Origin of the sequence: Pseudomonas sp. B21-021 (assembly GCF_024749205.1) — a bacterium.
Classification (GTDB): domain Bacteria; phylum Pseudomonadota; class Gammaproteobacteria; order Pseudomonadales; family Pseudomonadaceae; genus Aquipseudomonas; species Aquipseudomonas paraglycinae.
Map to the genome: position 1 here is coordinate 3,430,009 of NZ_CP087192.1, position 26,972 is coordinate 3,456,980.

24 protein-coding genes are annotated in these 26,972 nt (G+C 60.6%); 15 read left to right on the forward strand and 9 right to left on the reverse strand.

The window, feature by feature from the left end; translation table 11 throughout:
- Positions 1-156: 156 nt before the first annotated feature.
- Complete coding sequence (locus tag LOY31_RS15225) at positions 157-1,173, reverse strand: AraC family transcriptional regulator (protein WP_258711785.1); 1,017 nt, start codon at positions 1,171-1,173, stop codon at positions 157-159.
- 179 nt (positions 1,174-1,352) lie between these two features.
- Here LOY31_RS15225 and efeU point away from each other — a divergent pair, with 179 nt between their 5' ends.
- Genes efeU through efeO (LOY31_RS15245) form a run of 4 tightly spaced genes read left to right on the forward strand, consistent with a single transcriptional unit; the run spans position 1,353 to position 5,562 of the window.
- On the forward strand, positions 1,353-2,192 hold the full coding sequence (efeU, locus tag LOY31_RS15230) for an iron uptake transporter permease EfeU (RefSeq protein WP_102688071.1): 840 nt from the start codon (positions 1,353-1,355) through the stop codon (positions 2,190-2,192).
- A gap of 8 nt (positions 2,193-2,200) precedes the next feature.
- Entirely contained in the window at positions 2,201-3,400 is a 1,200-nt protein-coding gene (gene efeO, locus LOY31_RS15235; RefSeq protein WP_258711786.1) for an iron uptake system protein EfeO, read from the forward strand.
- A 17-nt stretch (positions 3,401-3,417) separates the two neighbouring features.
- Positions 3,418-4,716 carry an iron uptake transporter deferrochelatase/peroxidase subunit gene (gene efeB / locus LOY31_RS15240; RefSeq protein WP_258711787.1) on the forward strand — a complete coding sequence of 433 codons (1,299 nt, stop codon included), beginning with the start codon at positions 3,418-3,420 and terminating at the stop codon, positions 4,714-4,716.
- 21 nt (positions 4,717-4,737) lie between these two features.
- Positions 4,738-5,562: an iron uptake system protein EfeO gene (efeO, locus tag LOY31_RS15245; RefSeq protein WP_085687128.1), complete on the forward strand. Its 825-nt coding sequence runs from the start codon at positions 4,738-4,740 to the stop codon at positions 5,560-5,562.
- Positions 5,563-5,625: 63 nt separating this feature from the next.
- On the opposite strand, the gene pssA is transcribed toward efeO (LOY31_RS15245), so the two are convergent.
- Positions 5,626-6,969: a CDP-diacylglycerol--serine O-phosphatidyltransferase gene (gene pssA / locus LOY31_RS15250; RefSeq protein ID WP_115078039.1), complete on the reverse strand. Its 1,344-nt coding sequence runs from the start codon at positions 6,967-6,969 to the stop codon at positions 5,626-5,628.
- Between the two features lie 265 nt (positions 6,970-7,234).
- On the opposite strand from pssA, the gene LOY31_RS15255 reads away from it, so the two are divergent.
- Both LOY31_RS15255 and LOY31_RS15260 read left to right on the forward strand, forming a co-directional pair.
- Positions 7,235-7,801, forward strand: coding sequence for a TetR/AcrR family transcriptional regulator (locus tag LOY31_RS15255; protein WP_007951264.1), 567 nt, complete (start codon positions 7,235-7,237; stop codon positions 7,799-7,801).
- 53 nt (positions 7,802-7,854) lie between these two features.
- Entirely contained in the window at positions 7,855-8,334 is a 480-nt protein-coding gene (locus LOY31_RS15260) for a nuclear transport factor 2 family protein (RefSeq protein ID WP_007951263.1), read from the forward strand.
- Between the two features lie 42 nt (positions 8,335-8,376).
- Here LOY31_RS15260 and sfnG read toward each other — a convergent pair whose 3' ends face one another.
- A complete protein-coding gene (gene sfnG / locus LOY31_RS15265) occupies positions 8,377-9,471 on the reverse strand; it encodes a dimethylsulfone monooxygenase SfnG (RefSeq protein ID WP_258711788.1) in 1,095 nt (364 codons plus the stop codon).
- A gap of 335 nt (positions 9,472-9,806) precedes the next feature.
- On the opposite strand from sfnG, the gene LOY31_RS15270 reads away from it, so the two are divergent.
- Positions 9,807-10,586, forward strand: coding sequence for a TSUP family transporter (locus LOY31_RS15270; protein WP_007951261.1), 780 nt, complete (start codon positions 9,807-9,809; stop codon positions 10,584-10,586).
- Here LOY31_RS15270 and nudC read toward each other — a convergent pair.
- The 3 genes from nudC to LOY31_RS15285 form a co-directional block, all read right to left on the reverse strand.
- The gene (gene nudC, locus LOY31_RS15275) at positions 10,554-11,384 is read right to left on the reverse strand and encodes an NAD(+) diphosphatase (RefSeq protein WP_007951259.1); all 831 of its coding nucleotides are present in this window, start codon (positions 11,382-11,384) and stop codon (positions 10,554-10,556) included. The genes LOY31_RS15270 and nudC overlap by 33 nt on opposite strands.
- 6 nt (positions 11,385-11,390) lie before the next feature.
- Positions 11,391-12,203: a crotonase/enoyl-CoA hydratase family protein gene (locus LOY31_RS15280; RefSeq protein WP_011334292.1), complete on the reverse strand. Its 813-nt coding sequence runs from the start codon at positions 12,201-12,203 to the stop codon at positions 11,391-11,393.
- A gap of 82 nt (positions 12,204-12,285) precedes the next feature.
- Positions 12,286-13,059 carry a class I SAM-dependent methyltransferase gene (locus tag LOY31_RS15285; protein WP_085603417.1) on the reverse strand — a complete coding sequence of 258 codons (774 nt, stop codon included), beginning with the start codon at positions 13,057-13,059 and terminating at the stop codon, positions 12,286-12,288.
- Positions 13,060-13,217: 158 nt separating this feature from the next.
- Between LOY31_RS15285 and LOY31_RS15290 the strand changes: the two genes are divergently transcribed.
- The 4 genes from LOY31_RS15290 to pncA all read left to right on the forward strand — a co-directional run bounded on the left by LOY31_RS15290 (position 13,218) and on the right by pncA (position 15,731).
- A complete protein-coding gene (locus LOY31_RS15290) occupies positions 13,218-13,751 on the forward strand; it encodes a tetratricopeptide repeat protein (protein WP_258711789.1) in 534 nt (177 codons plus the stop codon).
- A 71-nt stretch (positions 13,752-13,822) separates the two neighbouring features.
- On the forward strand, positions 13,823-14,299 hold the full coding sequence (locus tag LOY31_RS15295; RefSeq protein WP_408980478.1) for an RNA polymerase sigma factor: 477 nt from the start codon (positions 13,823-13,825) through the stop codon (positions 14,297-14,299).
- Positions 14,296-15,054, forward strand: a complete 759-nt coding sequence (locus LOY31_RS15300) for an anti-sigma factor (RefSeq protein ID WP_258711790.1) — start codon at positions 14,296-14,298, stop codon at positions 15,052-15,054. The genes LOY31_RS15295 and LOY31_RS15300 overlap by 4 nt, the downstream gene beginning before the upstream one ends.
- 50 nt (positions 15,055-15,104) lie before the next feature.
- Positions 15,105-15,731, forward strand: a complete 627-nt coding sequence (gene pncA / locus LOY31_RS15305; RefSeq protein ID WP_258711791.1) for a bifunctional nicotinamidase/pyrazinamidase — start codon at positions 15,105-15,107, stop codon at positions 15,729-15,731.
- Positions 15,732-15,774: 43 nt separating this feature from the next.
- Here the strand turns inward: pncA and LOY31_RS15310 are convergent, their stop codons facing one another.
- Positions 15,775-17,076, reverse strand: a complete 1,302-nt coding sequence (locus tag LOY31_RS15310) for an ATP-binding protein (RefSeq protein WP_085603407.1) — start codon at positions 17,074-17,076, stop codon at positions 15,775-15,777.
- A gap of 4 nt (positions 17,077-17,080) precedes the next feature.
- Positions 17,081-17,782 carry a response regulator transcription factor gene (locus tag LOY31_RS15315; protein WP_007960391.1) on the reverse strand — a complete coding sequence of 234 codons (702 nt, stop codon included), beginning with the start codon at positions 17,780-17,782 and terminating at the stop codon, positions 17,081-17,083.
- Between the two features lie 263 nt (positions 17,783-18,045).
- Between LOY31_RS15315 and LOY31_RS15320 the strand changes: the two genes are divergently transcribed.
- The 4 genes from LOY31_RS15320 (at position 18,046) to LOY31_RS15335 (ending at position 24,161) form a co-directional block, all read left to right on the forward strand.
- Positions 18,046-19,203 (forward strand): efflux RND transporter periplasmic adaptor subunit, encoded by a 1,158-nt coding sequence (locus tag LOY31_RS15320; protein WP_102718708.1) that lies wholly within the window; start codon positions 18,046-18,048, stop codon positions 19,201-19,203.
- 15 nt (positions 19,204-19,218) lie between these two features.
- Positions 19,219-22,317, forward strand: a complete 3,099-nt coding sequence (locus LOY31_RS15325; RefSeq protein ID WP_085603405.1) for an efflux RND transporter permease subunit — start codon at positions 19,219-19,221, stop codon at positions 22,315-22,317.
- 109 nt (positions 22,318-22,426) lie between these two features.
- A complete protein-coding gene (locus LOY31_RS15330; RefSeq protein WP_085603403.1) occupies positions 22,427-23,323 on the forward strand; it encodes a hypothetical protein in 897 nt (298 codons plus the stop codon).
- A 196-nt stretch (positions 23,324-23,519) separates the two neighbouring features.
- The gene (locus LOY31_RS15335) at positions 23,520-24,161 is read left to right on the forward strand and encodes a DUF1345 domain-containing protein (RefSeq protein ID WP_085603401.1); all 642 of its coding nucleotides are present in this window, start codon (positions 23,520-23,522) and stop codon (positions 24,159-24,161) included.
- 52 nt (positions 24,162-24,213) lie between these two features.
- Here LOY31_RS15335 and LOY31_RS15340 read toward each other — a convergent pair whose 3' ends face one another.
- Positions 24,214-26,871, reverse strand: coding sequence for an autotransporter outer membrane beta-barrel domain-containing protein (locus LOY31_RS15340; protein ID WP_258711792.1), 2,658 nt, complete (start codon positions 26,869-26,871; stop codon positions 24,214-24,216).
- Between the last annotated feature and the right edge of the window lie 101 nt (positions 26,872-26,972).

Sequence of the window (26,972 nt, forward strand, 5' to 3'; positions counted from 1 at the left end):
GAACCGTAAACAACAGAGGAATACTCGCGCCGCACGCCGGCTGCGGCAATGGTCAAAGCCCTCAAAGTGGATGACTGGTTTGGCCAAGAATCCGGTTGCAGCTGATCGTTCCCACGCTCCGCGTGGGAACGAGAGTCAGCGGTGGGCGGTGGTGGGTCAGGACGCTTCGTTGAGGATCAGGCTGCGATAGTGCCCAGGATTGGTCCCCGACCACTTGCGAAACGCCTTGTAGAACGAGCTCGCATCGGCAAACCCCAAGCGGGTGGCGATCTCGGCAAAACTGATCGAAGGTTCCGCCAGCCAGGTGATCGCCAGCTCCTTGCGCACGCTGTCCTTCAAACCCTGATAAGTCTGCCCTTCTTCAGCCAGACGCCGACGCAGGGTCGAAGCCGACATGCACAACTGCTGGGCCAGCGCGTCGGTTTCCGGCCACTTATCTGCGGATAATTGCCTCAGATCCTGCTTGATCCGGCTCGCAAGGCTTTCCGGGTCGCGGTATTTCACCAGAATGTTGGCCGGGGCATGGGCCAGAAAGCGCTTCAATTCCTCGGCGCTGCGCTTGATCGGCAGATCCAGCACGTCAGCGGCGAAGATCATCCGCGTGCGCGGCCGGTCAAAGCGCAGGTTTTCCGAGAACATCACCCGATAGTCATCGCAGAAATCCGGCGCCGGGCAGCGCAGCTCGATGGCCAGGATCGGAATCCGCCGCCCCGCCAGCCAGCACGCCACGCCGTGGACGATCATCCAATAAGTGAAATAGGTGAAGGCGCGGCGCGGTTCCGGGTCGTCTTCCAGCAGGACGATTTCCGCCAGACTCTGCTGGTGCACCAGTTGCGCCGGCATGCGTTCGAGCATCAGCGACAGGAAATTCAAACCGGCGCTCAGCCCCGCAGCCAGGTTCGGCTGGGCCATCGCGCTGCGGCAGAGGAATTCCAGGCTGCCGGATTTCAGCTTGCGCGGGTCCATGCCAAAGAACTCGTCATCGCCGCGCCGGGCCAACAGGCGCCATAACCGCGCGTACTGGCTGGCCGGCACGCGCGCGTCATCGGTGGGCAGCAGCGCCGGATCGATCCCGACCTTGCTCAAGACTTCTTCCGTGGCCACGCCCGGGGCACAACTTTGCAGCAGTGCTTCGCGCACCAGTTGAATGGCGATGGTGTCTTTTTCCGACATGGAACGCGCGCAATCCTGTTGTTGTTCGAGTGGCGGGCATCTTAGCGCAGCTGGCTGGGCGGCGTGGATGTTCAGACTCGTTCAGCTGAGGTTCAGGTAAATGTCAATGGATGCCATGTGAGAATGACTTTCATTATGTTACAACTTGTAACCTCATTTCGTTACACAGTGATCGTCGAATGCTCGTTCCCTTTTTGATCATGTTGCGCGAAGGCATCGAAGCCGCGCTGATCGTTGGCATCATCGCCAGCTACCTGCAACAGACCGGCCGTGGGCAGTGGATGCCGGCGGTGTGGATCGGGGTTTTTCTCGCCGCTGCGCTGGCCTTGCTGGTTGGCGGCGGCCTGGAACTGGTCAGCGCCGAATTCCCGCAAAAGCAGCAGGAACTGTTCGAAGGCGTGGTCGGGCTGGTGGCCGTGGGCATTCTCAGTTCGATGGTGTTCTGGATGCGCAAGGTCGCGCGTTCGATCAAGCATTCGCTGCAAGCCTCCCTCGATCATGCGCTGACGTCTTCGAAACATCAGGTCATCGCGCTGATCGCGATGGTGTTTTTCGCCGTGGCCCGGGAAGGTCTGGAAACCGTGTTCTTCCTGCTCGCCGTGTTCCAGCAGAGCGAAGGCCCGGCCGCGCCGATCGGCGCCCTGCTCGGCCTGATCCTGGCGATCATCGTCGGCTTCCTGATCTACAGCGGCAGCATGCGCCTGAATCTGTCGGCGTTTTTTCGCTGGACCGGGTTGTTCATCCTCGTGGTCGCCGCCGGGATTCTCGCCAACTCGGTGCAGGCCCTGCATGAAGCCGGGGTGTGGAACCACCTGCAAACCGTGCTCTTCGACTTCAGCGCGACGCTGCCGATGGATGGCCCGCTGGGCTCGGTGCTGGCCGGCATGTTCGGTTATCAGGATGCACCGACCGTCAGCACCCTCGGCGCGTACCTGATTTATCTGCTGGTGGCGCTGGTGATGTTTTTCATGCCGGCGCCCAAGCCTGCTGCCCAATCGTCTTCCGTTTCCAGCCAATAAGGGCCTTCATGTCAAAGCCTAATACTCCTCAGGCCTCGCCTCCCCGCGCCTTGCGCTGGGCGGTGGCCGGCTCGGTGGTCGTGATGATCGCCGCCGGTGGCCTGTTCTACTACGCCTCGAAACTGGCCGCCGCCAAACGTCAGCACAATCGTGACGAAGTGGTGGTGAACATCCATCCGCACAGTTGCGAGCCGAACGCCCTCACGGTGCCGGCCGGGCGCGCCAGTTTCCGCATCGTCAACCGCTCCGACCGGGCGGTGGAATGGGAAATCCTCGACGGCGTGCTGGTGATCGAAGAACGCGAGAACATCGCGCCGGGCCTGAGCCAGGTAATCAACGCCAACCTGCAACCCGGCGATTACGCCATCACTTGCGGCCTGCTGAGCAACCCGCGCGGCACCCTGCACGTGACGCCGACCGCCGCGTCCGATGCCGCCGCCAAGGCCAAGCCGTCGATGGTTGCCTTCGTCGGGCCGCTGTCGGAGTTTCGCGTCTACCTGGCCAGCCAGAGCAGCGCGCTGATCAAAGCCGTGACGGCGCTGAATCAGGCCATCGACAGCGGCGATCTGGCCCAGGCCCAGGCTTTGTATTTGCCGGCCCGTGCCGCGTACCAGCGTCTGGCCCCGGCCGCACAACGCTTGGCCGAGCTGGACAACAGCATCAACGCCCGCGCCGATTACTTCGAAAAACGCGAGCAGGATCCGGCCTTCGTCGGTTTCCACCGCCTCGAATACGCGCTGTTCCAGCAACGCAAACTCGATGGGCTGACACCGATTGCCCAAGGCTTGCTCGACAACGTCACCACGCTGAAACAACAGCTGCTGGCCCAGTCGCTGCCGCCGGAGCAACTGGTGGAAATCGTCGTGCGCAACCTCAACACCCTCGCCGACGTGCGCGCCGCCAGCGGCGAAGAGGAACGCTACAGCCACAGCGATCTCAACGGCTTCGCGGCCAATCAGGAAACGGCGCACAAAGTCGTCGAACTGCTGCGTCCGCTGCTGAGCAAATCCGCCGCCGACCTGCTGCCGAAAATCGACAGCGCGCTGGCTGATTTCGATACCACGCTGAACGGCTTCAAGGTCAAGGACGGCTACGCCAGTTACGACACCGTCAACGGTGAGCAACGCAAGCAGATCGCCGACAAGGCCAAGGCCCTGGCCGACGCCCTCGACGCCATTGATCCCGCCCTCGGCCTCTCCGGCCTGTAAGCAGAAGACGAATACCGATGAACGATTCCGAACACTTCAACCTGCAACGTCGCCGCGTACTGATGGGCATGGGCGCCGCCGGTGTCGCACTGGCCGGCACCGCTTTGAGCTGCCCGGCAATGGCCGCCGCCCCTGCGCAAGTCACCGAAGCGCCGAGCAGCGACAAGACCCAGGATCACCACGACTTTCACGGCGTACACCAGAGCGGCATCGTCACTCCACGCCCGGCGGCCGGCATGCTGGTGTCGTTCGATGTGCTGGCCAGCGACCGTGAAGACCTGGAGCGTCTGTTCCGCACCCTCAACGAGCGCATCGCGTTTCTGATGAAGGGCGGCCCGGTGGCGCAGATCGATCCGAAGTTGCCGCCGCCGGATTCCGGCATCCTCGGCCCGGTGGTCACCCCGGACAACTTGACCATCACTGTGTCGGTGGGCGAATCGCTGTTCGACGAGCGTTTCGGCCTCGCGTCCGCCAAACCCAAGCGCCTGATCCGCATGGTCGGTTTCCCCAACGATGCGCTGGAAGCCGATTGCTGCCACGGCGACCTGAGCCTGCAGTTCTGCTCCAACACCGCCGACACCAACATCCACGCCCTGCGCGACATCGTGAAGAATCTGCCGGACCTGCTGCTGGTGCGCTGGAAACAGGAAGGCAGCGTGCCGCCGCAAGCCCCGGCCAAACCCGGTGTGCCGGCGCAATCGGCGCGTAACTTTCTGGGTTTCCGTGACGGTTCGGCCAACCCGGATTCCAACGACGGCAAGGCCATGGACCGCATCGTCTGGGTGCAACCGGGCAGCGACGAACCGGCCTGGGCGGCCCACGGCAGTTATCAGGCGGTGCGGATCATCCGCAATTTCGTCGAACGCTGGGACCGCACGCCGTTGCAGGAACAGGAAAGCATCATCGGCCGGGTGAAAACCACCGGCGCTCCGATGGGCGCCAGCCATGAGACCGAGGTCCCGGATTACAGCAAGGACCCGGAAGGCAAGCTGACCAAGCTCGACGCGCACATCCGCCTGGCCAATCCGCGCACCGCCGCGAGCCAGGCCAACCTGATCCTGCGCCGGCCGTTCAACTACTCCAACGGCGTGAACAAGAACGGCCAGCTCGATATGGGCCTGCTGTTCATCTGTTACCAGGCCGACCTGGAAAAAGGCTTCATCACCGTGCAGACCCGCCTCAACGGCGAACCGCTGGAGGAATACCTCAAGCCGGTCGGTGGCGGTTACTTCTTCACCCTGCCGGGTGTCACGGGCGACAAGGACTTCATTGGTCGCTCGCTGCTCAACGCTACTCAACCAAAAACAACTGCATAGCATTCAACAGGAGCCGCCCCCATGAAAAAGACGCCACTCGCGTTATTGCTGACCCTTGGTTTGCTCAACACCCCGCTGTCGGCGTTCGCCGCGACCGCGCCACTGGATCTGGTGGGGCCGGTGTCGGACTACAAGATCTACGTCACCGAACAACTGGATGAACTGGCCAGCCACACGCAGCAGTTCACCGACGCGGTGAAAAAAGGCGACCTGGCGACCGCACAGAAGCTCTACGCACCGACCCGCGTCTATTACGAGTCGATCGAGCCGATTGCCGAGCTGTTCAGTGACCTCGACGCCTCCATCGACTCCCGCGTCGATGACCACGAGCAAGGCGTGAAAGCCGAAGACTTCACCGGTTTCCACCGCATCGAATACTCGCTGTTCTCGGAAAAGAGCACCAAGGATCTCGACGCCCTGGCCGATGGCCTGAACAAGGACGTGAAGGACCTGCAGACCCGCGTCGCCGGCCTGACCTTCCCGCCTGAGAAAGTCGTCGGCGGCGCCGCTGCGCTGCTCGAAGAAGTCGCCGCGACCAAGATCTCCGGTGAAGAAGACCGTTACAGCCACACCGACCTGTACGACTTCCAGGGCAACATCGACGGCGCGAAGAAAATCGTCGACCTGTTCCGTCCGCAGATCGAGAAACAGGACAAGGCCTTCGTTGCCAAAGTCGACAAGAACTTCGCCACCGTGGACAAGATCCTGGCCAAGTACAAGACCAAGGACGGTGGCTTCGAGACTTACGACAAGGTGAAGGACAACGACCGAAAGGCGCTGGTCGGCCCGGTCAATACCCTGGCTGAAGACCTTTCCACATTGCGTGGCAAACTCGGTCTGAACTGAGTCCGCGCATAAAAAAATCCCCCGGACGCGTGCTGCGTTCGGGGGATTTTTTGTGGGCCGGTTTTAGAGGATGCGATAGAGCAACCGCTCGACCCGCACCCGGCTCACGCGCTTGAGGAACTTGGCCACGCCCGCCGGGTAGTCCGGCAAGGCTTCCAGGTCCTGGAAGCGTGCGATGCGCGTGGTGTGAACGAAGATGTTCTCCAGCTCAACTCGGCGCGGTTCCAGCCACTCGCCTTTCGGGTCATCGATCAGCAAGGCGTTTTCCAGATCGAGACGGAACGCCCGCGGATTGAGGTTGTTGCCGGTCAGCAGCGTGTAGCGCTGGTCGATCCACATGCCCTTGAGGTGATAGCTGTTGTCGCCTTCACGCCACAGGTGCAGGTTCAACTGGCCGCTGTCGATGTTGCGCTGATGCCGCTTGGCGAAACGGCGCAGGCTGATCTCGTAGAGATACGGCAGCGCGGCGATCACCTTGAACGGCTCGCTCGGCGGAATGTAGAAGTCGTTGGCGGTCTTGTCGCCGACCACGATGTCGATCTTCACGCCGCGCGCAAGCGCCCGGTTGATCTCGCGGATCACGCCGAGCGGCAGATTGAAGTACGGCGTGCAGATAGTCAGTTGCTTCTGGGCGCTGGCGATCAGCTCCAGAATCACCCGGTTCAGCGGGTTGTTCTTGCCTACACCGAGCAACGGACTGACCGACAGGCCGGTATGCGCCGTGCTGCCGGCACTGGTGTCGTAGGCCGCATATTTGAGGCGGCTGCGCAGGTCGCCGATGTCGTTGCGCAGGCTGCGGGTGGTCGGCAGGTTCGGCAGGTCCAGGCGATGCACCGCTTTCGATTCGATCAGGCCGTGCTTGACCAAGTGGTGCATCGAGTCCGCCAGTTCGCGGCTTTGCAGCACGTGATAACGGTCGAAGCGGTACTTGTCGAACTTGTGCAGATAGACGTTGTTCAGGCTCGCACCGCTGTAGACCACGCAATCGTCGATCACGAAGCCTTTGAGGTGCAGCACGCCGAACAGCTCGCGGGTTTGCACCGGCACGCCGTAGACCGGCACCACGCTCTGGTGGGTGCGGGTCATTTCCTGATACCACGCCGAGTTGCCCGGCTGTTTGCCGGCGCCGATCAAGCCACGCTGGGCCCGCAGCCAGTCGACGACCACCGCGATTTCAAGCTCGGGACGCTTGAGTTTGGCGGCGTGCAAGGCATCGAGAATTTCCTGGCCGGCTTCATCGTTTTGCAGATAAAGCGCAACGAGGTAGATGCGCTGGGTCGCCTGGGCGATTTTTTCCAGCAGGCAACGGCGGAAATCGGCGGCGCCGGGCAGGATCGTCACGGCCTCGGCGGTCAGCGGAAAGCTGCGCAGTTTGGGCAGCAGAGAGCGTTTGAAAAGCAACGGCATAGGGCTCGCAATGGGTCGAATCCGAAGAACCCGAGAGCTTACACCATCAACTCCTTCGGGTCTTGTGAGTGTCTGTAATGACTGATCGTTACCGCGCTCTTGAATGATCGTTCCCATGCTCTGCGTGGGAATGCAGCCCGGGACGCTCCGCGTCCCTTCCAGAGCTGGAACGCGGAGCGTCCGTTGAGGCATTCCCACGCGGAGCCTGGGAACGATCAATAAAAAACATTTGACCAAGGAGAACGATCGTTCTACTGTTCGCCACATGAACGAAATCACAAGCAACGACACGACCCGAGACATCATTCTGGATGTCACCGAAAAGTTGATCTACAAAAGTGGCATCGCGGCCACCGGCATGGATCTTCTGGTGAAAACCGCCGGTGTTTCCAGAAAGAGTATCTACCGCTACTTCGCCAACAAGGAGGAGTTGACCGTCGCCGCCCTGCAACGCCGCGACGTGCGCTGGATGCACTGGTACAGAAGCGCCGTCGATCAGGCCGAAACCCCGGCCGATCGCCTGCTCAACCTGTTTACCGTGCTCAAGGGCTGGTTCGCCTCGGAAGGTTTCCGGGGCTGCGCCTTCATCAACACCAGTGGCGAAACCGGCGATCCCGAGGATCCGGTGCGCCTGGTCGCCAAAGACCACAAACAGAAACTGCTCGACTACCTGTGCGAGCTGTGTACCGAACATGGGGCCGAGGACCCGCAACTGTTGGCCAAACAGCTGCTGATCCTGATTGACGGCGCCATTACCGTAGCGCTTGTGATGGGTGATCACAGTGCCGCCGATAATGCGCAATGCATGGCGCGAAAGTTATTGGACCTGTAACGCCTTAATAAGCCTGACAAGTTGTTTAACTGTTAACAGATCGGGAGACAAACATGTCTACTGCAGCCGAAGTTCGTCCGCCATTGCCACCGTTCAACCGTGAATCGGCCATTGAAAAAGTTCGTCTGGCCGAGGATGGCTGGAACTCCCGCGACCCGGAGCGCGTGTCGCTGGCCTACACCCTGGACACCAAATGGCGCAACCGTGCCGAATTCGCCAACAACCGCGAAGAAGCCAAGGGTTTCCTGACCCGCAAATGGGCCAAGGAACTGGATTACCGCCTGATCAAAGAACTCTGGGCCTACTCCGACACCCGCATCGCCGTGCGCTACGCCTACGAATGGCACGACGACTCGGGCAACTGGTTCCGTTCCTACGGCAACGAAAACTGGGAATTCGACGAACACGGCCTAATGTTCCAGCGCTACGCCTGCATCAACGACATGCCGATCAAGGAAAGCGAACGCAAGTTCCACTGGCCGCTGGGCCGCCGCCCGGATGATCATCCGGGGTTGTCTGAGCTGGGTCTGTAATTAAGTAGCCGATCCCTCCTGCACAGTGTGCAGGAGGGGCTTTCAGGCGACTTCGGCAGTCCGGGCCGATTGCGCTTTGGCCTCAAGCTCCCGCACCAGCGGCAACACCCGCTGACCGAAATACTCCACCTCTTCCTGAAAATGCAGGAACCCCGCCAATACCAGATCAACCCCCACCGCTTTCAACGCGACGATGCGCTCGGCGATCTGCTGCGGCGTGCCGATCAGGTTGGTCTTGAAGCCGTCGTTGTACTGCACCAGATCTTCAAAGGTCGATTTGGCCCAGTTACCCTCACCTTCCGGCGACGCCCTGCCCGCCTGCTTCGCCGCATCACCGAACGCATTCACCGCTTCCGGGTCCGCCTGTTCGATGATCTGCGCCAGCACCGCTTTGGCTTCTTCCTCGGTATCCCGGGCGATGACAAACGCATTCACCCCGACTTTCACCGAATGCTGGTTCGCCGCCGCTTTGGCGCGAATATCGTCGACTTGGGCCTTGATGCCCTCGACGCTGTTGCCGTTGGTGAAATACCAGTCCGATACCCGCGCCGCCATGTCCCGCGCGGCACGAGAGCTGCCGCCCTGAAAGATTTCCGGGCGACCCAAAGGTTTCGGTTTGAGGCTGTAGTTGTCGAAGCGATAGAAATCGCCACGGAAGGTGAAGTTGTCCTGGCTCCAGATCCCTCGCAGCGAACGGATGAACTCTTCCGAGCGACGATAGCGCTCGTCGTGCTCCAGCCAATGCTCGCCAATCGCCTGGAACTCGCCCTTGAACCAGCCGCTGACGATGTTCACCGCAATCCGGCCGTTGGTGAGTTGATCGATGGTCGCCAACTGTTTGGCCGCCAGCGCCGGTTGCCACGGGCCGGGCAAAATGGCGGCGATGACTTTGAGCTTGCTGGTGGCAGCGAGCAGCGCGTGGCTGAAGGCAACCGATTCATGCTGGAACTCGGCGCCGTAACCGGCGGTGAAGCGGATTTGCGTCAAGGCGTATTCGAAACCCGCCGCCTCGGCCAGTTGCGCCAACTTGCGGTTGTAGTCGATGCCCCAGTCGGTGCGTTGTTCGATCTTGCTGACCACCAGCCCACCGCTGACGTTCGGCACCCAGTAGGCAAATTTCACGGCTTGCTGACTCATTGGCGTGTCCTCGGGACAGTTGATGAAGGTGAGTGAGCTAGAGCAGCAAGCGTGCCAGCCCCTGAAGCCCGGTTTTATTGGGGCTTCCGGCAATCGGCATGCATGGTGAGAGGGTGATTTGTTGTTAGCGTGTTGGGTGGGCAACAGTTGGGATTTGAAGTGGCTGGACCCAAGCTATCGCGAGCAGGCTCGCTCCCACAGTGGGAATGCATTCCAATGTGGGAGCGAGCCTGCTCGCGATAGGGCCTTATGGGTCGCCGCAACACTTGGAAATGAGTAACATGACCACCCTCCCCGCAGCCCTGTTCTGCGCCCTGCCGAAATAAGCCGATTCCATGCCTTTCGAACTCAGCGTTGACCTCACCACCCTGGCCGTTCTGGCCCTTGTCGCTTTCATTGCCGGATTCATCGACGCCATCGCCGGCGGTGGCGGTCTGTTGACCACGCCTGCGTTGCTCACCGCCGGCCTGCCGCCGCACCTGGTGCTGGGCACCAACAAGTTGAGTTCGACCTTCGGCTCGGCCACCGCCAGTTTCACCTTCTACCGGCGCAAGCTGTTTCACCCACGGCAATGGATGCACGCCATCGTCGGCACGCTGGTCGGTGCGCTGACCGGCGCCGTCGTCGCCCACTATCTGCCGGCCGAATGGCTGAACAAGATGCTGCCGGTGATTGTGTTCGCCTGCGGTCTGTACCTGTTGTTTGGCGGCACGCCGAAAGCGCCGCTGGACAGCGACGCACCGATCAAGAAGAAGTGGCAATCGACCCAAGGCTTCAGCCTCGGTTTCTACGACGGCGTGGCCGGCCCCGGCACTGGCGCGTTCTGGACGGTCAGCAGCCTGCTGCTGTACCCGATCGATCTGGTCAAGGCCAGCGGCGTGGCGCGCAGCATGAACTTCGTCAGCAACATTGCGGCGCTGTCGGTGTTCGTGTTTTCCGGGCAGGTGGACTGGATCATCGGCCTGAGCATGGGCCTGTCGGTGATGGTCGGCGCCTTCTTCGGGGCGCGCACCGCGATCAGCGGCGGCGCCAAGTTCATTCGTCCGGTGTTCATCACCGTGGTGCTGGGGTTGACCGTGCGTCTAGCCTGGCAGCACTGGTTCAGCGTGGCCTAAGCGCCGCGCCACGTAGACGTCGATCAGGTAACGGGCAATCGATTTGGATGCCGGCAACGGCGGCAGATCGTGCACGTTGAACCACTGGGCGTCTTCGATCTCGTCTTCCTGGCAGACAATCTCGCCACCGGCGTATTCGGCATGGAAGCCGAGCATCATCGAGTGCGGGAACGGCCAGCACTGGCTGCCCATGTACTGAATGTTCTTCACCTCGATCTGCACTTCTTCGCGCACTTCGCGAATCAGGCAATCCTCGGCCGACTCACCCGGTTCGGCAAACCCGGCCAGCGTGCTGTAGACCCCGGTGACGAAACGCGGTGAGCGCGCCAGCAGGACTTCATCGCCACGGGTCACCAGCACGATCATGCTCGGCGAAATCCGCGGATAACTGCGCAGGTCACAGGGCTGGCAATACATCGCCCGCTCCCGCGGCACCTGGGTCATGGCCTGACCGCAATTGCCGCAGAAACGGTGTTCGCGCGCCCAAGTACCAATCTGCGCCGCATAACCCAGCACTTTGTAGATCGTGTGATCGCCGTCGAGCATGAACGCCCGCAGGCCTTTCCAGTTGCACCCCGGCACCTCGCTGGTGCTGCGCAGTTCCAGCAGATACACCGGCTCGCCATCGAGATGACCGATACCGTGCTCGGCAAGGACCGACAAGTCCTGACGCTTGAGCCATTCCCGGGGGAACAGCGCGCCGTTGTCATCGAACAGGAAACCCTCGGGGCTGCGCGCCACGGCCCAGCCGCCGGGTTGATCGGTGTCCAGTACTGCAGTGGTCCAGCGAGATGTCATGGTTTCTCAATCCAGAAATTCGGGTTTCTGTTTGCTCATATGGGCCGCCATGGCCACGCGCAAATCGTTGGATTGCAGCATGGCGGCGTTCCAGGTGGCAACGTACTCGAGACCGTCGTCGATGCGATGGTCGCGCATGTAGCTGATCATTTCCTTGGTGCCGGTGACCGCGATCGGCGACTTGCCGGCGATGTCCCGGGCAATGTCCATCACGCCTTCGATCAGGCCGTCCTTGTCGCTGTAGACGCGATTGACCAGACCGATGCTGCGCGCTTCTTCGGCGCCAAAGGTGCGACCGGTGTAAGCCAGCTCACGCAGCATGCCGTCACCGATGATCCGTGGCAACCGTTGCAAAGTGCCTACATCAGCCGCCATGCCGATATCGATTTCTTTAATAGAAAATTGCGCGTCTTCGGCAGCGTAACGCATGTCGCAGGCGGCGATCAGGTCGATGGCGCCGCCCAGGCAGTAACCCTGGATCGCCGCGAGTACCGGCTTGCGGCAATTATCGACGGCATTGAAGGAAGCTTGCAGGGTCAGGATCTTTTTGCGCAGCAGGCGCGCATTGCGGCCAACGTCCTTGCCCAGCTCATTGGCCACGCCGGCCAGCATCATCAGGTCGATGCCCGAGGAAAAGTGTTTGCCGGCGCCGCTGAGCACCACCACCCGCACTTCGTCGGTGTCGTCGATCCACTGGAACACCTCGACGATTTCACTCCAGAACGCGGCGTTCATCGAGTTGATCTTTTCCGGACGATTGATCTGCACATGGGCGATGTTGTCGGCCAGTTCGACGCTGAAGGCGGTGTATTGAGTCATGGCAGAAATCCTTTACCGGGCTGAAAATGAGGCCCGAACTATAACAAGGCATCAGCACGGCGGTTCGGCCAAATGCGGGACTCTAGCCGTTCTTCACCGCGACGAAGGCGGCGGTCTCGTAAGGCACCGTCACCACCTCCCTGCCCCGCAGTTGCGGCTCGCTGGCAATCAGTTCAGCAATCTGTTCGTCGATCCTTGCGCGCTGCAGGTCACTCAACGCGGCAATGAAACTGGTGGAGCGCACCCGGTTGAAAATCACATCTTCCGGCGAGCCGGTGTGGCCATGCTGAAAGTGTTGAGCCTGCAACGGCCCGAACGCCGGATGGGGAAAGGCCTTGCGCCATTCGCCGGTGTAGAAGCGCGGCGTGTCGCCTTCCAGCGCATTGACGATAGCGTCCAGCTTGGGCACCCAGTCGATCCGGGTGTCGCGCAGGTTCCAGATCAGGCCCAGTTTGCCGCCCGGTTTGAGCACCCGGGCGATTTCATCCAGCGCCTCGCGACTGGCAAACCAGTGAAAGGCCTGCGCGCAGACCACGGCATCCACCGAGGCATCGGGCAGCGGCAAATCCGTTGCCGTACCGCTGACGGCCAACACCTGCGGCCAGGCCAGCGACAGTTTTTCCAGCATCTGCGCCACCGGTTCCACGGCGATTACCTGGGCGCCGGTCGCCACCAGCCGTCCGGTGAACTTGCCGGTGCCGGCGCCGAGGTCGATAACGGTCTTGTGGCCATCGAGGCCCAGCGTGCCCGTCAGCCACTCGCTGACGGCCGGCGGATAGTCGGGCCGGCCTTTGACGTAGGTATCGGCAGCGGTTTTGTAGCCGCTGGCGGCCGAGTGGTGAACCTGATCTTTCATGGCCAAACTCCCATGGTAGAACTGCAGATCGACAACGAATGCTGACGAGCATAGCGCCGGAAAAAGGGCTTTCCTTTAACAAAGCCTGACAAAGCAATGAATAAATTTTCACCCTGCGGTGTTCAAAGTGAAACATGACCCCCTGTGGAGCCTTGCCCATGACTATCCGTTCCGTTATGTTCGCCGCCCCGTTGCTGGTGGCCGCCGTTTTCGCGAGCCCCCTCGCCTTCGCCAATGGCGATGAAGAGGCGCCGGTGCAGAAACCCAACTGCCCCAAAGGCCAGGTGTTCGACACCAAGACGCAGAAGTGCGTGATGCAGACCAGCCAACTGGTGCCCGACGCCGACCGCACCGATTACGCCTACCGTCTGGCCAAGGCCGGCCGTTATGAAGAAGCCCTGGCCCTGCTCGATACACTGCAACAACCGAACACCGCCAAGGCCCTCAACTATCGCGGTTACGCGACGCGCAAACTGGGTCGCACTGACGAAGGCATCGGCTATTACCTGCAATCGGTGAAACTCGATCCGCAGTACGCGCAGGTCCGCGAGTACCTGGGCGAAGCCTATGTGATCAAGGGCCGCGTCGATCTGGCGCAGGAACAGTTGCAGCACATCCAGAAGATTTGCGGCACGACTTGCGAGGAATACCGGGACCTGGCCGAAGCCATCAACGATTCATCGAAAACCTGACACGACACGCGGAGGCGAACATTTTCAGCGATCAGGCCTTCAGAGCCGAACTCGGGCAACACCTCGCGCGCCTGTGGCGCTACGGCTTGCTGCTGTCGCGCAATCGGCACGTGGCCGAGGATCTGGTGCAAGCCACCTGCGTACGGGCGCTCGAGCGTTCGGGCCAGTACGTGGCCGGCACGCGCATGGATCGCTGGCTGCTGACCATTCTGCATTCGATCTGGCTCAACGAAGTGCGCGCCCGCCGGGTGCGCCAGGGCCAGGGCGTGACAGACGCCGACAGCCAGCTGACCTTCGATGGCGAATACGCCGCGCAGACTCATGTGATGGCAGCGCAGGTGATCCGCCGGGTCGATGCGCTGCCGGAAACCCAGCGTGAAACGGTTTATCTCGCTTACGTCGAGGGCCTGTCCTACCGCGAAGTCGCCGAGATCCTGCAAGTGCCAATCGGCACGGTCATGAGCCGGCTGGCCACCGCGCGCCTGAAGCTGGCCGAATACCCGCCGCTGCAAGCGGTACCGAACACCCCCGCAGGAGAACGGCAATGAATGCGCCTTCCGACGAGCAACTGGTGGCGTATCTGGACGATGAACTGGACCGCGAGCAGCGCAGCCAGCTCGACAGCCTCATCGCCGACGATCCGCTGCTGAGTTTGCGGGTGCAATGGCTGAGCCGCAGCAACCTGCCATTCAAGGCTGCCTACGACGAACTGGCGCAAAAGGCACCGCTTGATCGCTTGCAGGCCCGGCTCGATGCCGCGCCGTCACCGCAGAAGCCCGGTTTCAGCCGACGCTGGTTCATCGGCGCAGCGGCAGCGGGCGTGGCGCTCGCAGGTGTCGCGGCGGACCGATTGTTTCTGGCCTGGCAAGCGCAGCAATCGCACAACTGGCGCGAGCTGGTGGGCGATTACATGGCGCTGTATGTGCCGCAGACCCTCGAACATCTGCCCACTGATGAAGCCTCGCAACTGGCGCAGCTGCGAACCGTCGATGCGCGGCTCGGCGTGAGCCTGTCGCCGGCGAAACTGAAACTGCCCGGCGCGCAGTTCAAACGCGCGCAATTGCTCGAATATGACGGCGTGCCCATCGCCCAGATGACCTGGCTCGACGCCACCCACGGCCCGCTGGCACTGTGCGTCACGCGCACCAACAGCGGCAGCCAGCCGCTGGCCCATGAGCGCCGTCACGGGATGAACGTGGTGTACTGGACCGAGCGTGAACACGCCTGGATGCTGATCGGCCATCACCCGGCTTCCGAGCTGGAAGACATGGCGAAAATGTTTAAAACCCGGCTGAACGTTTAAAGAATTTTGTCACTATGCTGCTCGCGTGATTTTCCAAGAAGGATGGATTTATGCCGATTTCGCCACGCACAGCCCTGCTGGTCATCGACGTGCAGAACGACTTCATTCCCGGTGGCCAGTTGGCCGTGCCCGAAGGTGACCTGATCGTTCCGCTGATCAACCGGCTCGCCGGGCAGTTCAAGCAAGTGGTCATCGCCCAGGACTGGCATCCGGCGGGGCATGCTTCGTTTGCTTCCAGCCATCCCGGGCGTCAGCCCTACGACCTGATTCAACTGCCGTACGGCGAGCAGACGCTGTGGCCGGATCATTGCATTCAGGGCTCACGCGGTGCCGAGTTTCACTCGGGGCTTGATCTGCCCCAGGCGCAGTTGGTCATCCGCAAGGGCTGCAACCCGGACATCGACAGCTATTCGGCGTTTCTGGAAGCGGATCGCGTCACGACCACGGGTCTTGCGGGGTATCTGAAGGAACGCGGGATCGACACGGTGTACATGGTCGGCCTGGCGCTGGATTTCTGCGTGATGTTCTCCGCGCTGGATGCACGGGCGGCGGGGTTCAATGCGTTTGTGGTGCTGGATGCGTGCCGGGCGATCGATTTGAATGGCTCGCTGGCGACGGCGATCGAGCGGATGCAGGTGGCCGGGGTCGAATTGATCCAGTCCACTGAACTGCTCTGATGATGCTGACTCCCACGCTGAGCGCTCAGCGTGGGAACGATCATCAGGTCGGGGTTGGCAGCCAGAGCCTGAACCGCGCCCCACCCAACGGCGAACTTTCCACCGTCAACGTCCCGCCCTGCGCTTCCAGTGCCCGGCGGCTGATTGCCAGCCCCAAACCAAACCCGCCGGTCGCCCGATCACGGCTGCGATCCAGTCGATAGAACGGCTCGAAAATCCGCTCCCGCTCGTCTTCCGGAATGCCGATGCCGTCGTCATCGACCCAGATCTCGCAACCTTTCGGGCAGACCTGCACACCAATCTGAATGCGCTTTTCGCAATAGCGCATGGCGTTGCGCAGCAGGTTCTGAATCGCGCGTGCCGTCAGGCGCGGGTCGAGGGAGAAGCGTTCCAGCTGATTGTGCAGCAGCACATCGATAACGATTTCCGGGGATTCCAGTTCTTCATCGACACTGCCCAGAATGCTGTCGATGAATTCGTCCAGCGACACTTCGACCTGCTCCGGCAACTTCGCCGGGTTCTGCAGGCGACTGTAGGACAGCAACTCCAGCACCAACTCATCCAGTTCGCGAATGTGCGCAACCAGCCCTTGCAGGCGTTCGCGGCTGGCTTGCGGCAAGTCATCGGACAGCGCCAGCGCGAGGCCGAAGTCCAGGCGAGTCAGCGGCGTGCGCAGTTCGTGGGACACGGCGTTGAGCAGGTCACGCTGCTGGTTGAGCAGGTTTTCGATGTCGCCGGCCATGGTGTCGAACACGTTGGCCAGGCTGCCGATGTTCGAGCTCGGGCCAATCTGCGTGCGTTCGCTCAAATGGCCCTTGCCGAAACGTTCGGCCGTGCCCTTGAGGCGTTCCAGATCGCGCCAGTGCGGACGAAACCAGAGCAACAGGCACGCCAGCAGACTCGCGCCGATCAGCACGTTGATGCTCCAGTACAACAGGTTCACGTCCATCGGATCCGGCGGCACCACCATCTGCACCGCCATTTCGTCGTTCAGCGGCGTGACCGCCAGCGTGCGCCAGCCCCAGTCGCCCACCCGCACCATGTTTTCGCCGCGCCGCAGACGCTCTTGCTCGATGGCGGTGAAGTCGGGGTCATCAATACGGGCGAGCACGATGTGCAGCGGCTGGAAATCCTTGTCCATCGACGCCGCGAGCGCTGGCCACTGATCCTGCGGCACCGCGCGAAACTGCTTGGTGATCAGCGATTGCAGGCCTCGGGAATAGTCGAGGTTGTAGGTGACGAATCGCTGCTTGAACGCCATCACCACCAGATCCGGCACCAGATAGATCGCCGCGCTGTAGGAAACGATCGTCACCAGGTAGAGGCGAAACAGGATTCTGAACATCGAATCAGCATTCCCACTCGGAACGGCTGAACAGATACCCCTTGCCCCACACGGTCTTGATCTTGCGCGCCTCGCCGGCGTGGTCGTCGAACTTGCGCCGCAGCTTGGAAATCGCCACGTCCACCGAGCGGTCGGTGCCGTTGAACTCGATGCCGCGCAGGCGTTGCAGGATCTGGTCGCGGCTCAGCACTTCACCGGCATGACGGGCCAGCACCACCAGCAGGTTGTATTCGCCGCTGGACAGCTCGACTGGCTGTTCGCGCCAGGTCACCGTGCGTTCCGACAGATCGATGCACAGGTTGCCCATCAGGATCCGGTCGTTGGCGGTCATCGGTTCGCCGAGGCTGCTGCGGCGCAGCAAGGTGCGAACTCGCGCCAGCAGGACGCGCGGCTCACAGGGTTTGGTGACGTAATCGTCGGCGCCCATTTCCAGGCCCAGCACCTGATCGTGGCTGTCATCGCGGGCGGTGAGCATCAGGATCGGCAGCGTTGCCGAATCGGCGCGCAACAGGCGACAGACCTGCAAGCCATCGAGGCCCGGCAGCATCAGGTCGAGAATCACCAGATCCGGCGGATTGAGCCGCGCCCGTTCGCGCACATGGTCGCCACGGCCGATCACGCTGACGGAGTAACCGTTGCGTTCGAGGTAACTGGAGATCAGTTCGGCGAGGGCGGTGTCGTCTTCGACCAAGAGGATGTTGGGCATTTAGGTGATCCAGAAATACAGTGGCGACCCATCGTCCGCTATCGCGAGCAGGCTCGCTCCCACATTTGGAATGCAATCCCTTGTGGGAGCGAGCCTGCTCGCGATGCTTTATCTGTCGCAATAAATATCAAGGCGTAAAGGATATACGCCCTCACTCGTCCCTGAGCAAAACCCTTACACAATTTCACACAGCGCCTACAAAGCTTCACCGCTACCCTCGGCGACTGTCCGTAGGATGCGCAGATCAATATTGGGGGTTGTACATGTCGAAGAATCTGCTGGCCGGGCTCGGCCTGATCGCATTGGCGCTGACGCTGAGTGCCTGTGATAAATCCTCGAACGCCGAGGAACAGGCGCCGCCGGCCACCGTGCGGATCGAAACCCTTGAGGCGCGCCCCCTGTCGATCAGCAGCGAACTCAGCGGGCGAATTGCCGCACCGCGCATTGCCGAAGTCCGCGCCCGAGTGGCTGGCGTCGTGCTGCAACGCACCTATCGCGAAGGCAGCGACGTGAAAAAGGGCGACGTACTGTTCCGCATCGATCCGGCGCCGTTCAAGGCTGACCTCGACAGCGCCGAAGCGGCCCTGCGCAAGGCCGAGGCCAACGCGTTCCAGGCAAAACTGCAGGAGCAGCGCTACGCCCAGTTGATCGATGACAAGGCCATCAGCGCTCAGGACTACGACAACGCCCGCGCCAACGCCCGGCAGACTGCCGCCGACGTTGCCGCCAACAAGGCTGCCGTCGAGCGCGCGAAGTTGAACCTCGGTTACGCCACCGTCACCGCGCCGATCTCCGGGCGTGTCGGTCGCGCTCTGGTGACCGAAGGCGCACTGGTCGGCCAGAACGAAACCACGCCCATGGCGCTGATCCAGCAACTGAACCCGATCCACGCCGACCTCACCCAGTCGACCCGCGAACTCAACGAACTGCGCCGGGCCTTCCGTTCCGGCCAGTTGCAGCAGGTCGGCCAGGATCAGGTCAAGGCCACGCTGATCCAGGACGACGGCAGCCTCTATCCGTTGCCGGGCAAACTGCTGTTCAGCGACATCACGGTCGATCCGGGCACCGGTCAGATCATCCTGCGTAGCGAGTTTCCCAACCCGGATCTCGATCTGCTGCCCGGCAGCTACGTTCGCGTGCGTCTGGAACAAGGCGTGATCCAGCACGGCCTCACCGTGCCGCAACGCGCGGTGCAGCGAGACAGCGCCGGTGTGGCGCAAGTCCTGACCGTAGACGATCAGATGCGCGTCGCCCAGCAGCCGGTGCAGCTCGGCGCGGTGCAGAACGACCGCTGGATCGTCACCGGCGGCCTCAAGCCCGGCGACCGCATTGTCATCGAAGGCCTGCAACACGCCCGTCCGGGCGAAGTGGTGCAGATCGACGACACCCCTCTTCCACTTGCCCAGACCTCTGGTCAGTAAGCAGGACGCTCTTCTATGCCGCAGTTCTTTATCGACCGCCCGGTGTTTGCCTGGGTCGTCGCGTTGTTCATCCTGTTGGCCGGCGCGCTGGCCATCCCGCAATTGCCGGTGGCGCAATACCCCGACGTCGCGCCGCCGCAGATCGAAATCTATGCCGTGTACCCGGGCGCCTCGGCGCAGACCGTTGACGAAAGCGTGGTCAGCCTGATCGAGGAAGAGCTCAACGGCGCCGATCACCTGCTGTATTTCGAATCGCAAAGCAGCCTCGGCAGCGCCACGATCAAGGCCACTTTCCAGCCGGGCACCAACCCGGAACTGGCGCAGGTCGATGTACAGAACCGCCTCAAGGTGGTCGAGTCGCGTCTGCCGCAAGCGGTCAACCAGCAAGGCTTGCAGGTGGAGAAAGTCTCCGCCGGTTTCCTGCTGCTGATAACCCTGACTTCCAGCGACGGCAAACTCGACGACGTGGCGCTCAGCGATTACCTGGCGCGCAATGTGATGAACGAGATCAAACGCATCGACGGCGTCGGCAAGGCCCAGTTGTATGGCGCCGAACGGGCGATGCGGATCTGGGTCGATCCGCAGAAGCTGATCGGTTTCAACCTGACGCCGGCCGACGTCAACGCCGCCATCGTCGCGCAAAACGCTCAAGTTTCGGCGGGCAGCATTGGCGATCTGCCAAACCCGAGCACTCAGGAAATCACCGCGACGATTCTGGTCAAGGGTCAGCTTTCGACGCCGGAAGAGTTTGCCGACATCGTGCTCAAGGCCAACCCGGACGGCTCCACCGTGCGCATCAAGGATGTGGCGCGGGTCGAGATCGGCAGCCAGGAATACCAGTTCGGCACCCGTCTGAACGGCAAGCCGTCCACCGCCGTCGGCGTGCAACTGGCGCCGGGCGCCAACGCGCTCAGCACCGCCACTTTGATCAGGGCGAAGATGGATGAACTGTCGCGCTACTTCCCGGCGGGCGTGGAATACAAGATTCCCTACGACACTTCGCCGTTCGTGAAAGTCTCGATCACCAAAGTGGTCTACACCCTCGGCGAGGCGATGTTGCTGGTGTTTGCGGTGATGTTCCTGTTCCTGCAGAACATCCGCTACACACTGATCCCGACGCTGGTGGTGCCGGTGGCGCTGATGGGTACCTTCGCGACCATGCTTGCGCTGGGTTTCTCGATCAACGTGCTGACCATGTTCGGCATGGTGCTGGCCATCGGCATTCTGGTGGACGACGCCATCGTGGTGGTGGAGAACGTCGAGCGGATCATGGCCACCGAAGGCCTGTCACCGAAAGAGGCGACGCGCAAGGCGATGACCCAGATCACCGGCGCGATCATCGGCATCACGCTGGTATTGGTGGCGGTGTTCATTCCGATGGCGTTCATGCAGGGTTCGGTGGGCGTCATCTATCGCCAGTTCTCACTGTCGATGGCCACTTCGATTTTGTTCTCGGCCTTCCTTGCCCTGACCTTGACCCCGGCACTGTGCGCAACCTTGCTCAAGCCGATCGCCAAGGGCGAGCACCACGAGAAAACCGGATTCTTCGGCTGGTTCAACCGCCGCTTCGAGCAACTGACTGATCGTTATCAGGGCTGGGTTGGCTACGCGCTGAAACGTACCGGTCGTTATCTGTTGATCTACGTTGTATTGCTGGTGGGTCTGGGCCTGTGCTTCGCGCGCCTGCCCTCCTCGTTCCTGCCGGTTGAAGATCAGGGTTACACCATCACCGACATCCAACTGCCGCCCGGTGCGAGCAAGAACCGTACGGTGCAGGTGGTCGAGCAGATCGAAGCGCACAACGCCGGCGAACCGGGCGTGGGCGACAGCACCGTGATTCTCGGTTTCAGCTTCTCCGGCAGCGGGCAGAACGCCGCGCTGGCGTTCACCACGCTCAAGGACTGGTCGCAGCGTGGCAGCGACGACTCGGCAAGCTCGATTGCCGACCGCGCCAACATCGCGCTCAGCCAGATCAAGGACGCTGTAGCCTTCGCCGTGCTGCCGCCGCCGGTGGATGGTCTGGGCACATCCAGCGGCTTCGAGTTCCGCTTGCAGGATCGCGGCGGCCTCGGTCATGCGACCCTGATGGAAGCGCGCACCCAGTTGCTCGCCGCCGCCGAGAAAAGCCCGATCCTGATGAACGTGCGGGAAAGCGCGCTGGCCGAAGCACCGCAAGTGCAGCTGGAAGTGGATCGCAAGCAGGCCAATGCCCTGGGGGTTTCGTTCGCCGACGTCGGCAACGTGCTGTCCACCGCCATCGGCTCTTCGTACGTCAATGACTTCCCCAATCAGGGGCGGATGCAACGCGTTGTCGTCCAGGCTGAAGGCGATCGCCGCAGTCAGGTCGATGACCTGCTGAAAATGCACGTGCGCAACGACGCCGGGAAAATGGTGCCGCTGTCGGCGTTCGTCCGAGCCACATGGACTCAAGGCCCGGCGCAGTTGACCCGCTACAACGGCTACCCGGCGATCTCGATTTCCGGCGAACCGAAACCCGGCCACAGCACCGGCGAAGCCATGGCGGAAATCGAACGTTTGGTCGCCCAAGGGCCGAAGGGTCTGGGCCAGGAATGGACCGGTCTGTCGCTGCAGGAACGTTTGTCCGGCAGCCAGGCGCCGATTCTGCTCGGGCTGTCGCTGCTGATCGTGTTTCTGTGTCTGGCGGCGTTGTATGAGAGCTGGTCGATTCCGACTTCCGTGCTGCTCGTTGTACCGCTGGGCGTACTCGGCGCGGTGCTGGCGGTGACTTTGCGCGGGATGCCCAACGACGTGTTCTTCAAGGTCGGGCTGATCACCATCATCGGCCTGTCGGCGAAGAACGCGATCCTGATCATCGAGTTTGCCAAGAGCCTGTATGACGAAGGTCATGACCTGATTGACGCCACGCTGCAAGCGGCGCGTCTGCGGTTGCGGCCGATTGTCATGACTTCGCTGGCATTCATTCTGGGCGTGGTGCCGCTGGCGATTGCCACGGGCGCCAGTTCTGCGAGCCAGCAAGCCATCGGCACCGGAGTGATTGGCGGGATGATTACGGCGACATTGGCGGTGATTTTTGTGCCGGTATTTTTTGTGGTGGTGGTGAAAGCCGTACGTCGCTGGACAGGAAAGAGTTGAACATTCGCTATAAGGAAATACGGTTTTATACCTGTCAAAGCTGACAGGTTCTTCAGAAACTAAAAAGCCCTAGATTGGCTCCTGATTCACTCACGAACAGGAGCCGTCAATGAACATTCAAAAAACCAGTCTAGCGAGCTATTTCACTGCTCAAACAGACGACCCATACGCCGAGAAATTTTCTGCCGACAGATTTTTTATTTCAGGTACTGACACTCCGACTATCAGTGCTCGAATGTCTGTAGAGGATCAGCTTTATACCTATAGAAGAATCGTTATATATCTTAATTCCTACGAAAAAATCGAGAACAAAACCTACGACTTGAGTGCAAGCAATCCTGAGGTGCGTGTCCACTACGTGATAAGCAACGATACGACCACACTGTCGCCTTACGTAGCAGAGAGAGGGTTATTGAAGATCAGCTTTGACCCAGACAAAAACGTTGCAGAAGGCACATTGGATTGCACGGCTAAAGCTCCAACGGGTCAGCAGGTCGTGGTCAGCAAAGGAACGTTTGGCATACAAGATACAGGTTCAAACCATGAATACCTGAATGCCGGCATACATAATGCGACCGGCTCTGCCTCCGCACATGTTGAAATCCCTGACTACGGCAAAAACTTCGAGTATCGGTCGACAAACGCAAGCCTTAATCTGGAACAGAACCATCCAGAACTTGGCAAATCCTGGGTAGTTCATACCGAAGATGTAGGCTCAAGGCCCGATCCACACCACCACGTTCTCACTGTTCGTGCTTCAACAAGCGTCGTCCTGAACAAAACCTATAACCTCGCTGCCGACACCGACAAGGTTCAGGCACTTTTCGTGATGCTTGACGGCAGGATTGATCCCTTCCGTCCAAAAAGTGGTCAGATAACCCTCACCTCCTTACCCGACCCAGAGACTGCAGAGGGAAAGATCGAGGCGACACTCAGCTTCACAGGTATATCAGATGGCGGAATAACCGCAGAGATATCCAATGGCATCCTGTCTGTTGAAAAGTGACAGATTCAGAATGCGATAAATCTTGGACGCCTTGCTACCGCCCTCAAGCGTGTATCAAGGCGTTCACCTTTCATAAGACTGCTCTTGACTTTAAACCACTCTGGCGAGCATGGCCGACATCGCTCAAGTTCACAGCACCTGCCAGAACCCACACCCATGCTATGGTTTGCTCGACGCCGTCAACAAAGAGCTCTCCATGCGCTTCCTCGCCCGCACCCACCCTCGCCTCTCTGCCGCCTTCCTGCTCGGCCTCGCCGTCGGCCTGTTGGTACCCGCCGATTCCGTCATCAGTAAAATACTCATCGGCTGGAATGCCGGGGTCTGGACCTATCTGGTGCTGATGCTCTGGCTCACCGCCCGGGCCAAGGCGCCGGACGTCAAGCAGATCGCCGTCGTCGAAGATGAAAACGCCGGGCTGGTGCTGTTCGTGGTGTGTATTGCGGCGCTGGCAAGCCTGGCGGCCATCACCCTGGAACTTGTCGGCAGCAAGGACCTGGATACCCACCACAAACTGATGCATTACGGTTTTACCGCATTGACGGTCATCGGCTCATGGCTGCTGATCGGCGTGATTTTCTGCGTCCACTACGCCCGGCTGTTTTACACCTGGGACGGCAAGGAGCCCGCGCTGCGCTTTGCCGATGGCCTGACAACGCCCAACTATTGGGACTTTCTGTACTTCTCGTTCACCATCGGGGTGGCGGTGCAGACGGCGGATGTTGGCGTGGCAACGCGGGAGATACGCAAGATCGTGCTGGCACAGTCGTTGATCGGGTTTGTGTTCAACACCGCGATTCTGGGTTTCTCGATCAACATCGCCGCCGGGCTGTTCGGCTGAGCACAAAAAACGCCCCGGCATCTCTGCACGGGGCGTTTGTTGTTTCAGCGCATCAGAAGAAGTAACTGACCCGCAGGCTGCCACTCCAGTCCTGATTGACGGTATTACCTTTGCTGCCACCGACCTGACCGGAAACCTGCCAGTTGCGTTGCGCCGGTGTCCATTTCAGACCTGCGCCATATTCAACCCCGCGGCTGGCGCGATCATCATCGAAGCTGTCGTCGTTGATCTTGACTCGGTTGGCTTTGACAAACTCATGGTTGGCGCCCAGCGACAGGCTCGGCTCCAGCAGACTGCCCCTTTCAAGAGCAATGACTCGACCGCCCCTTACTCCGACATTGCCCTGAAGCGAACGCATGGTGTCGGCTTCGACTTCAAGGCCGTTGTCCAATCGATAGCTGTCGCTCTGGGTCACGCCGGTCGATACCCGAACCTGCGGCTCGACAAACCAGTCGTCTTTCAGGCGAATATGCTTGCCCACCGCCACCGAACCGCTGGCACCCAAAGTCTTGTAGCCGCCCTTGGCCCGCGTGCCGTCGCTCATGGTGACCTTGGCCTTGTTGTCAAACTGGTTGATCTTGGCCATGACGTTGACGAACACACCGCTTTCAACGGCGTAGGTGCTGCCGTAGACGCCAGCATTCAGACTGTCGACCGTTGCGTTAGAGCCGTATTTGAGGTCCATGTTTGTGTGGCTGGCGCCCACAAAACCACCGATGACCCAGGCACGGCCAGCGATATACACCGTGGTATCGGCACCACCGGTGATGCTGTTCGTGTTCTGGCTGTAGCCATTGCCATAGGCATTTTTGACGCTGTACTGGTTGCCATTCGTACGCACCCAGACACTGTTACTCAATTTAGTGGTGTCACTGTCGCTGGCCGCGCGAAGAGAAGCGTCGGGTTGGAGGCTCAATCCACGATCACCGATCTGGTCGCTGAGCATGTTCATTTCCGCGTTCAATACGCTGCGGGCACTGCCGGCCAAAGCCAGGGCGGTGTTGGTCGAAGTGCTGACGGTTTCCTTGTCCGGGGTGAGGTACAGGCCCTGCCCGTCCTGCTTCAGTCGGTAAACGAATGTACCGGCATCCACCGTGTCTTTATTGGCCAGAGTAAAAGCAGCAGTACCGGCGGCAATATTGCCGACTTTCACCGCATCTGCCGTAACCGGCGTAGTCCCCGTAGCCGAGATCAACAATTGGTGACGCCCGGTAGCATTCTCCGCCTCGAAATAATCAGTATTGCCATTACTCAGGTCGGTCCCCATCACGAAGGTGCCGTTACCCGTGAGATTGCCGACTTTCAGATGGAGGAACTGCTCGTTGGTACCCATCTGCACGACACCGTTGTTCATGCCCAGTTGCTGCACGGTGCTGTCGCCGGTCATGGCCCATTGCGCAGCATTGTTGATGGTCAGATTGCCCGAGTTGTTGATCTGACCGGTGAGTACCGAACCGTTGTCCAGCAGCACGCTGCCATTAGTATCGGTAGTGACGTTGCCGGTCAGCGTGCTGCCATTGTTCAGTGAGAGGCTGGCGACATTGTCGACGTTGCCGTTGATAACCGAGCCGTTGTTCAGGCTGACAGTGGCCGCGGTTCCCGCAGCGGCTTGTACATTGCCGTTCAGAACACTGCCGGTGTCGAGCACCGAACGAGCGACATTGCGCAAATCACCTTCGAGCGATGAACCATTGGTCAGTTGCACCAGAGCGGGACTCGCGCTATCCGCCAACACGTTACCAGTCATTGCGCTCGCGTCGAGGCTTACCTGGCCGACATTCTGCAAATCACCATTGAGCGTCGAGGCATTTTGCAAGGTAACGGTGGCCGAGCTGCCGGACTCCACAACAAAGTTGCCCGTGAGGTCGCTGCGATCCGCTTTGAAATTGACTGCGGCCCCATCGTTGACCTCCACCATCGTGCCATTGGCGCCGATCAGTCGAGTACCGTTGGTAGCGTCGATATTCGCAGTGATTCCCGACCTGTCCTGAAAACCGACAACGATGGCAGCACCCGCTTTACCTTCGACCGTGGTGCTATCCAGTTTTATTGTGGAGGTTCTGACCCCGGCAATTTCACGACCGATTTGTAAACCGTTCAATCCACCGGTAATCGTACTGCCGACAGCATTGAGATCGGCATTGCTCAAGCGAACGCCATAAGCCGTCGAACTGGTGGCCTCGATGGATGAATTCGCAAGATTGATCTGGCTGAACCCGGTCGCCAGAGCGCCACCGTTGAGCGCGACAACAGAACTGTTGTTCGTGAGGAAAACCCTGGAGCCGATCTGCCCCGAATTGTTGCGGATCAGTTGCAGGCCGATGTCGTCGCTGGTGACCGTGCTGTTGTCGAAGTTTGCAGTGCTGTCGTTGACCATTACCGCAAATCCACCGCCGATACGATCAACGGACGCGTTGGTTAGATTGAACGTTGAATTAAGTCTTCCATCGAGGCGCCCCGCACTCCCACCGTTATTGTTGAATGTCGCGCCCTGAGCGCTCACGTCGAGTGCCTGGGCACCGTTGGAAATGAGCGTAGAGCCGGGATCCAACGTCCAGTCTTCGGCGGGTAAATTGTTGTCAATGGTATGAGTCGTGCCGCCAGGAACGGGACCGGCCTGTACGGACGCAGCGAGAAACACAAATGATGAGAGCGCCGAAAGTGCGCATCCTTTGACAATTGTTCTGGAACGCAATGACGACATTGGCATAGGAAAAAACTCTTACATGAAGTTGTCGGAATATCCGCTGAAGCAGGATTTGCGGGGCGGGAGACTACAGACCAACCCCACATACATCTGTAGGACAAGTC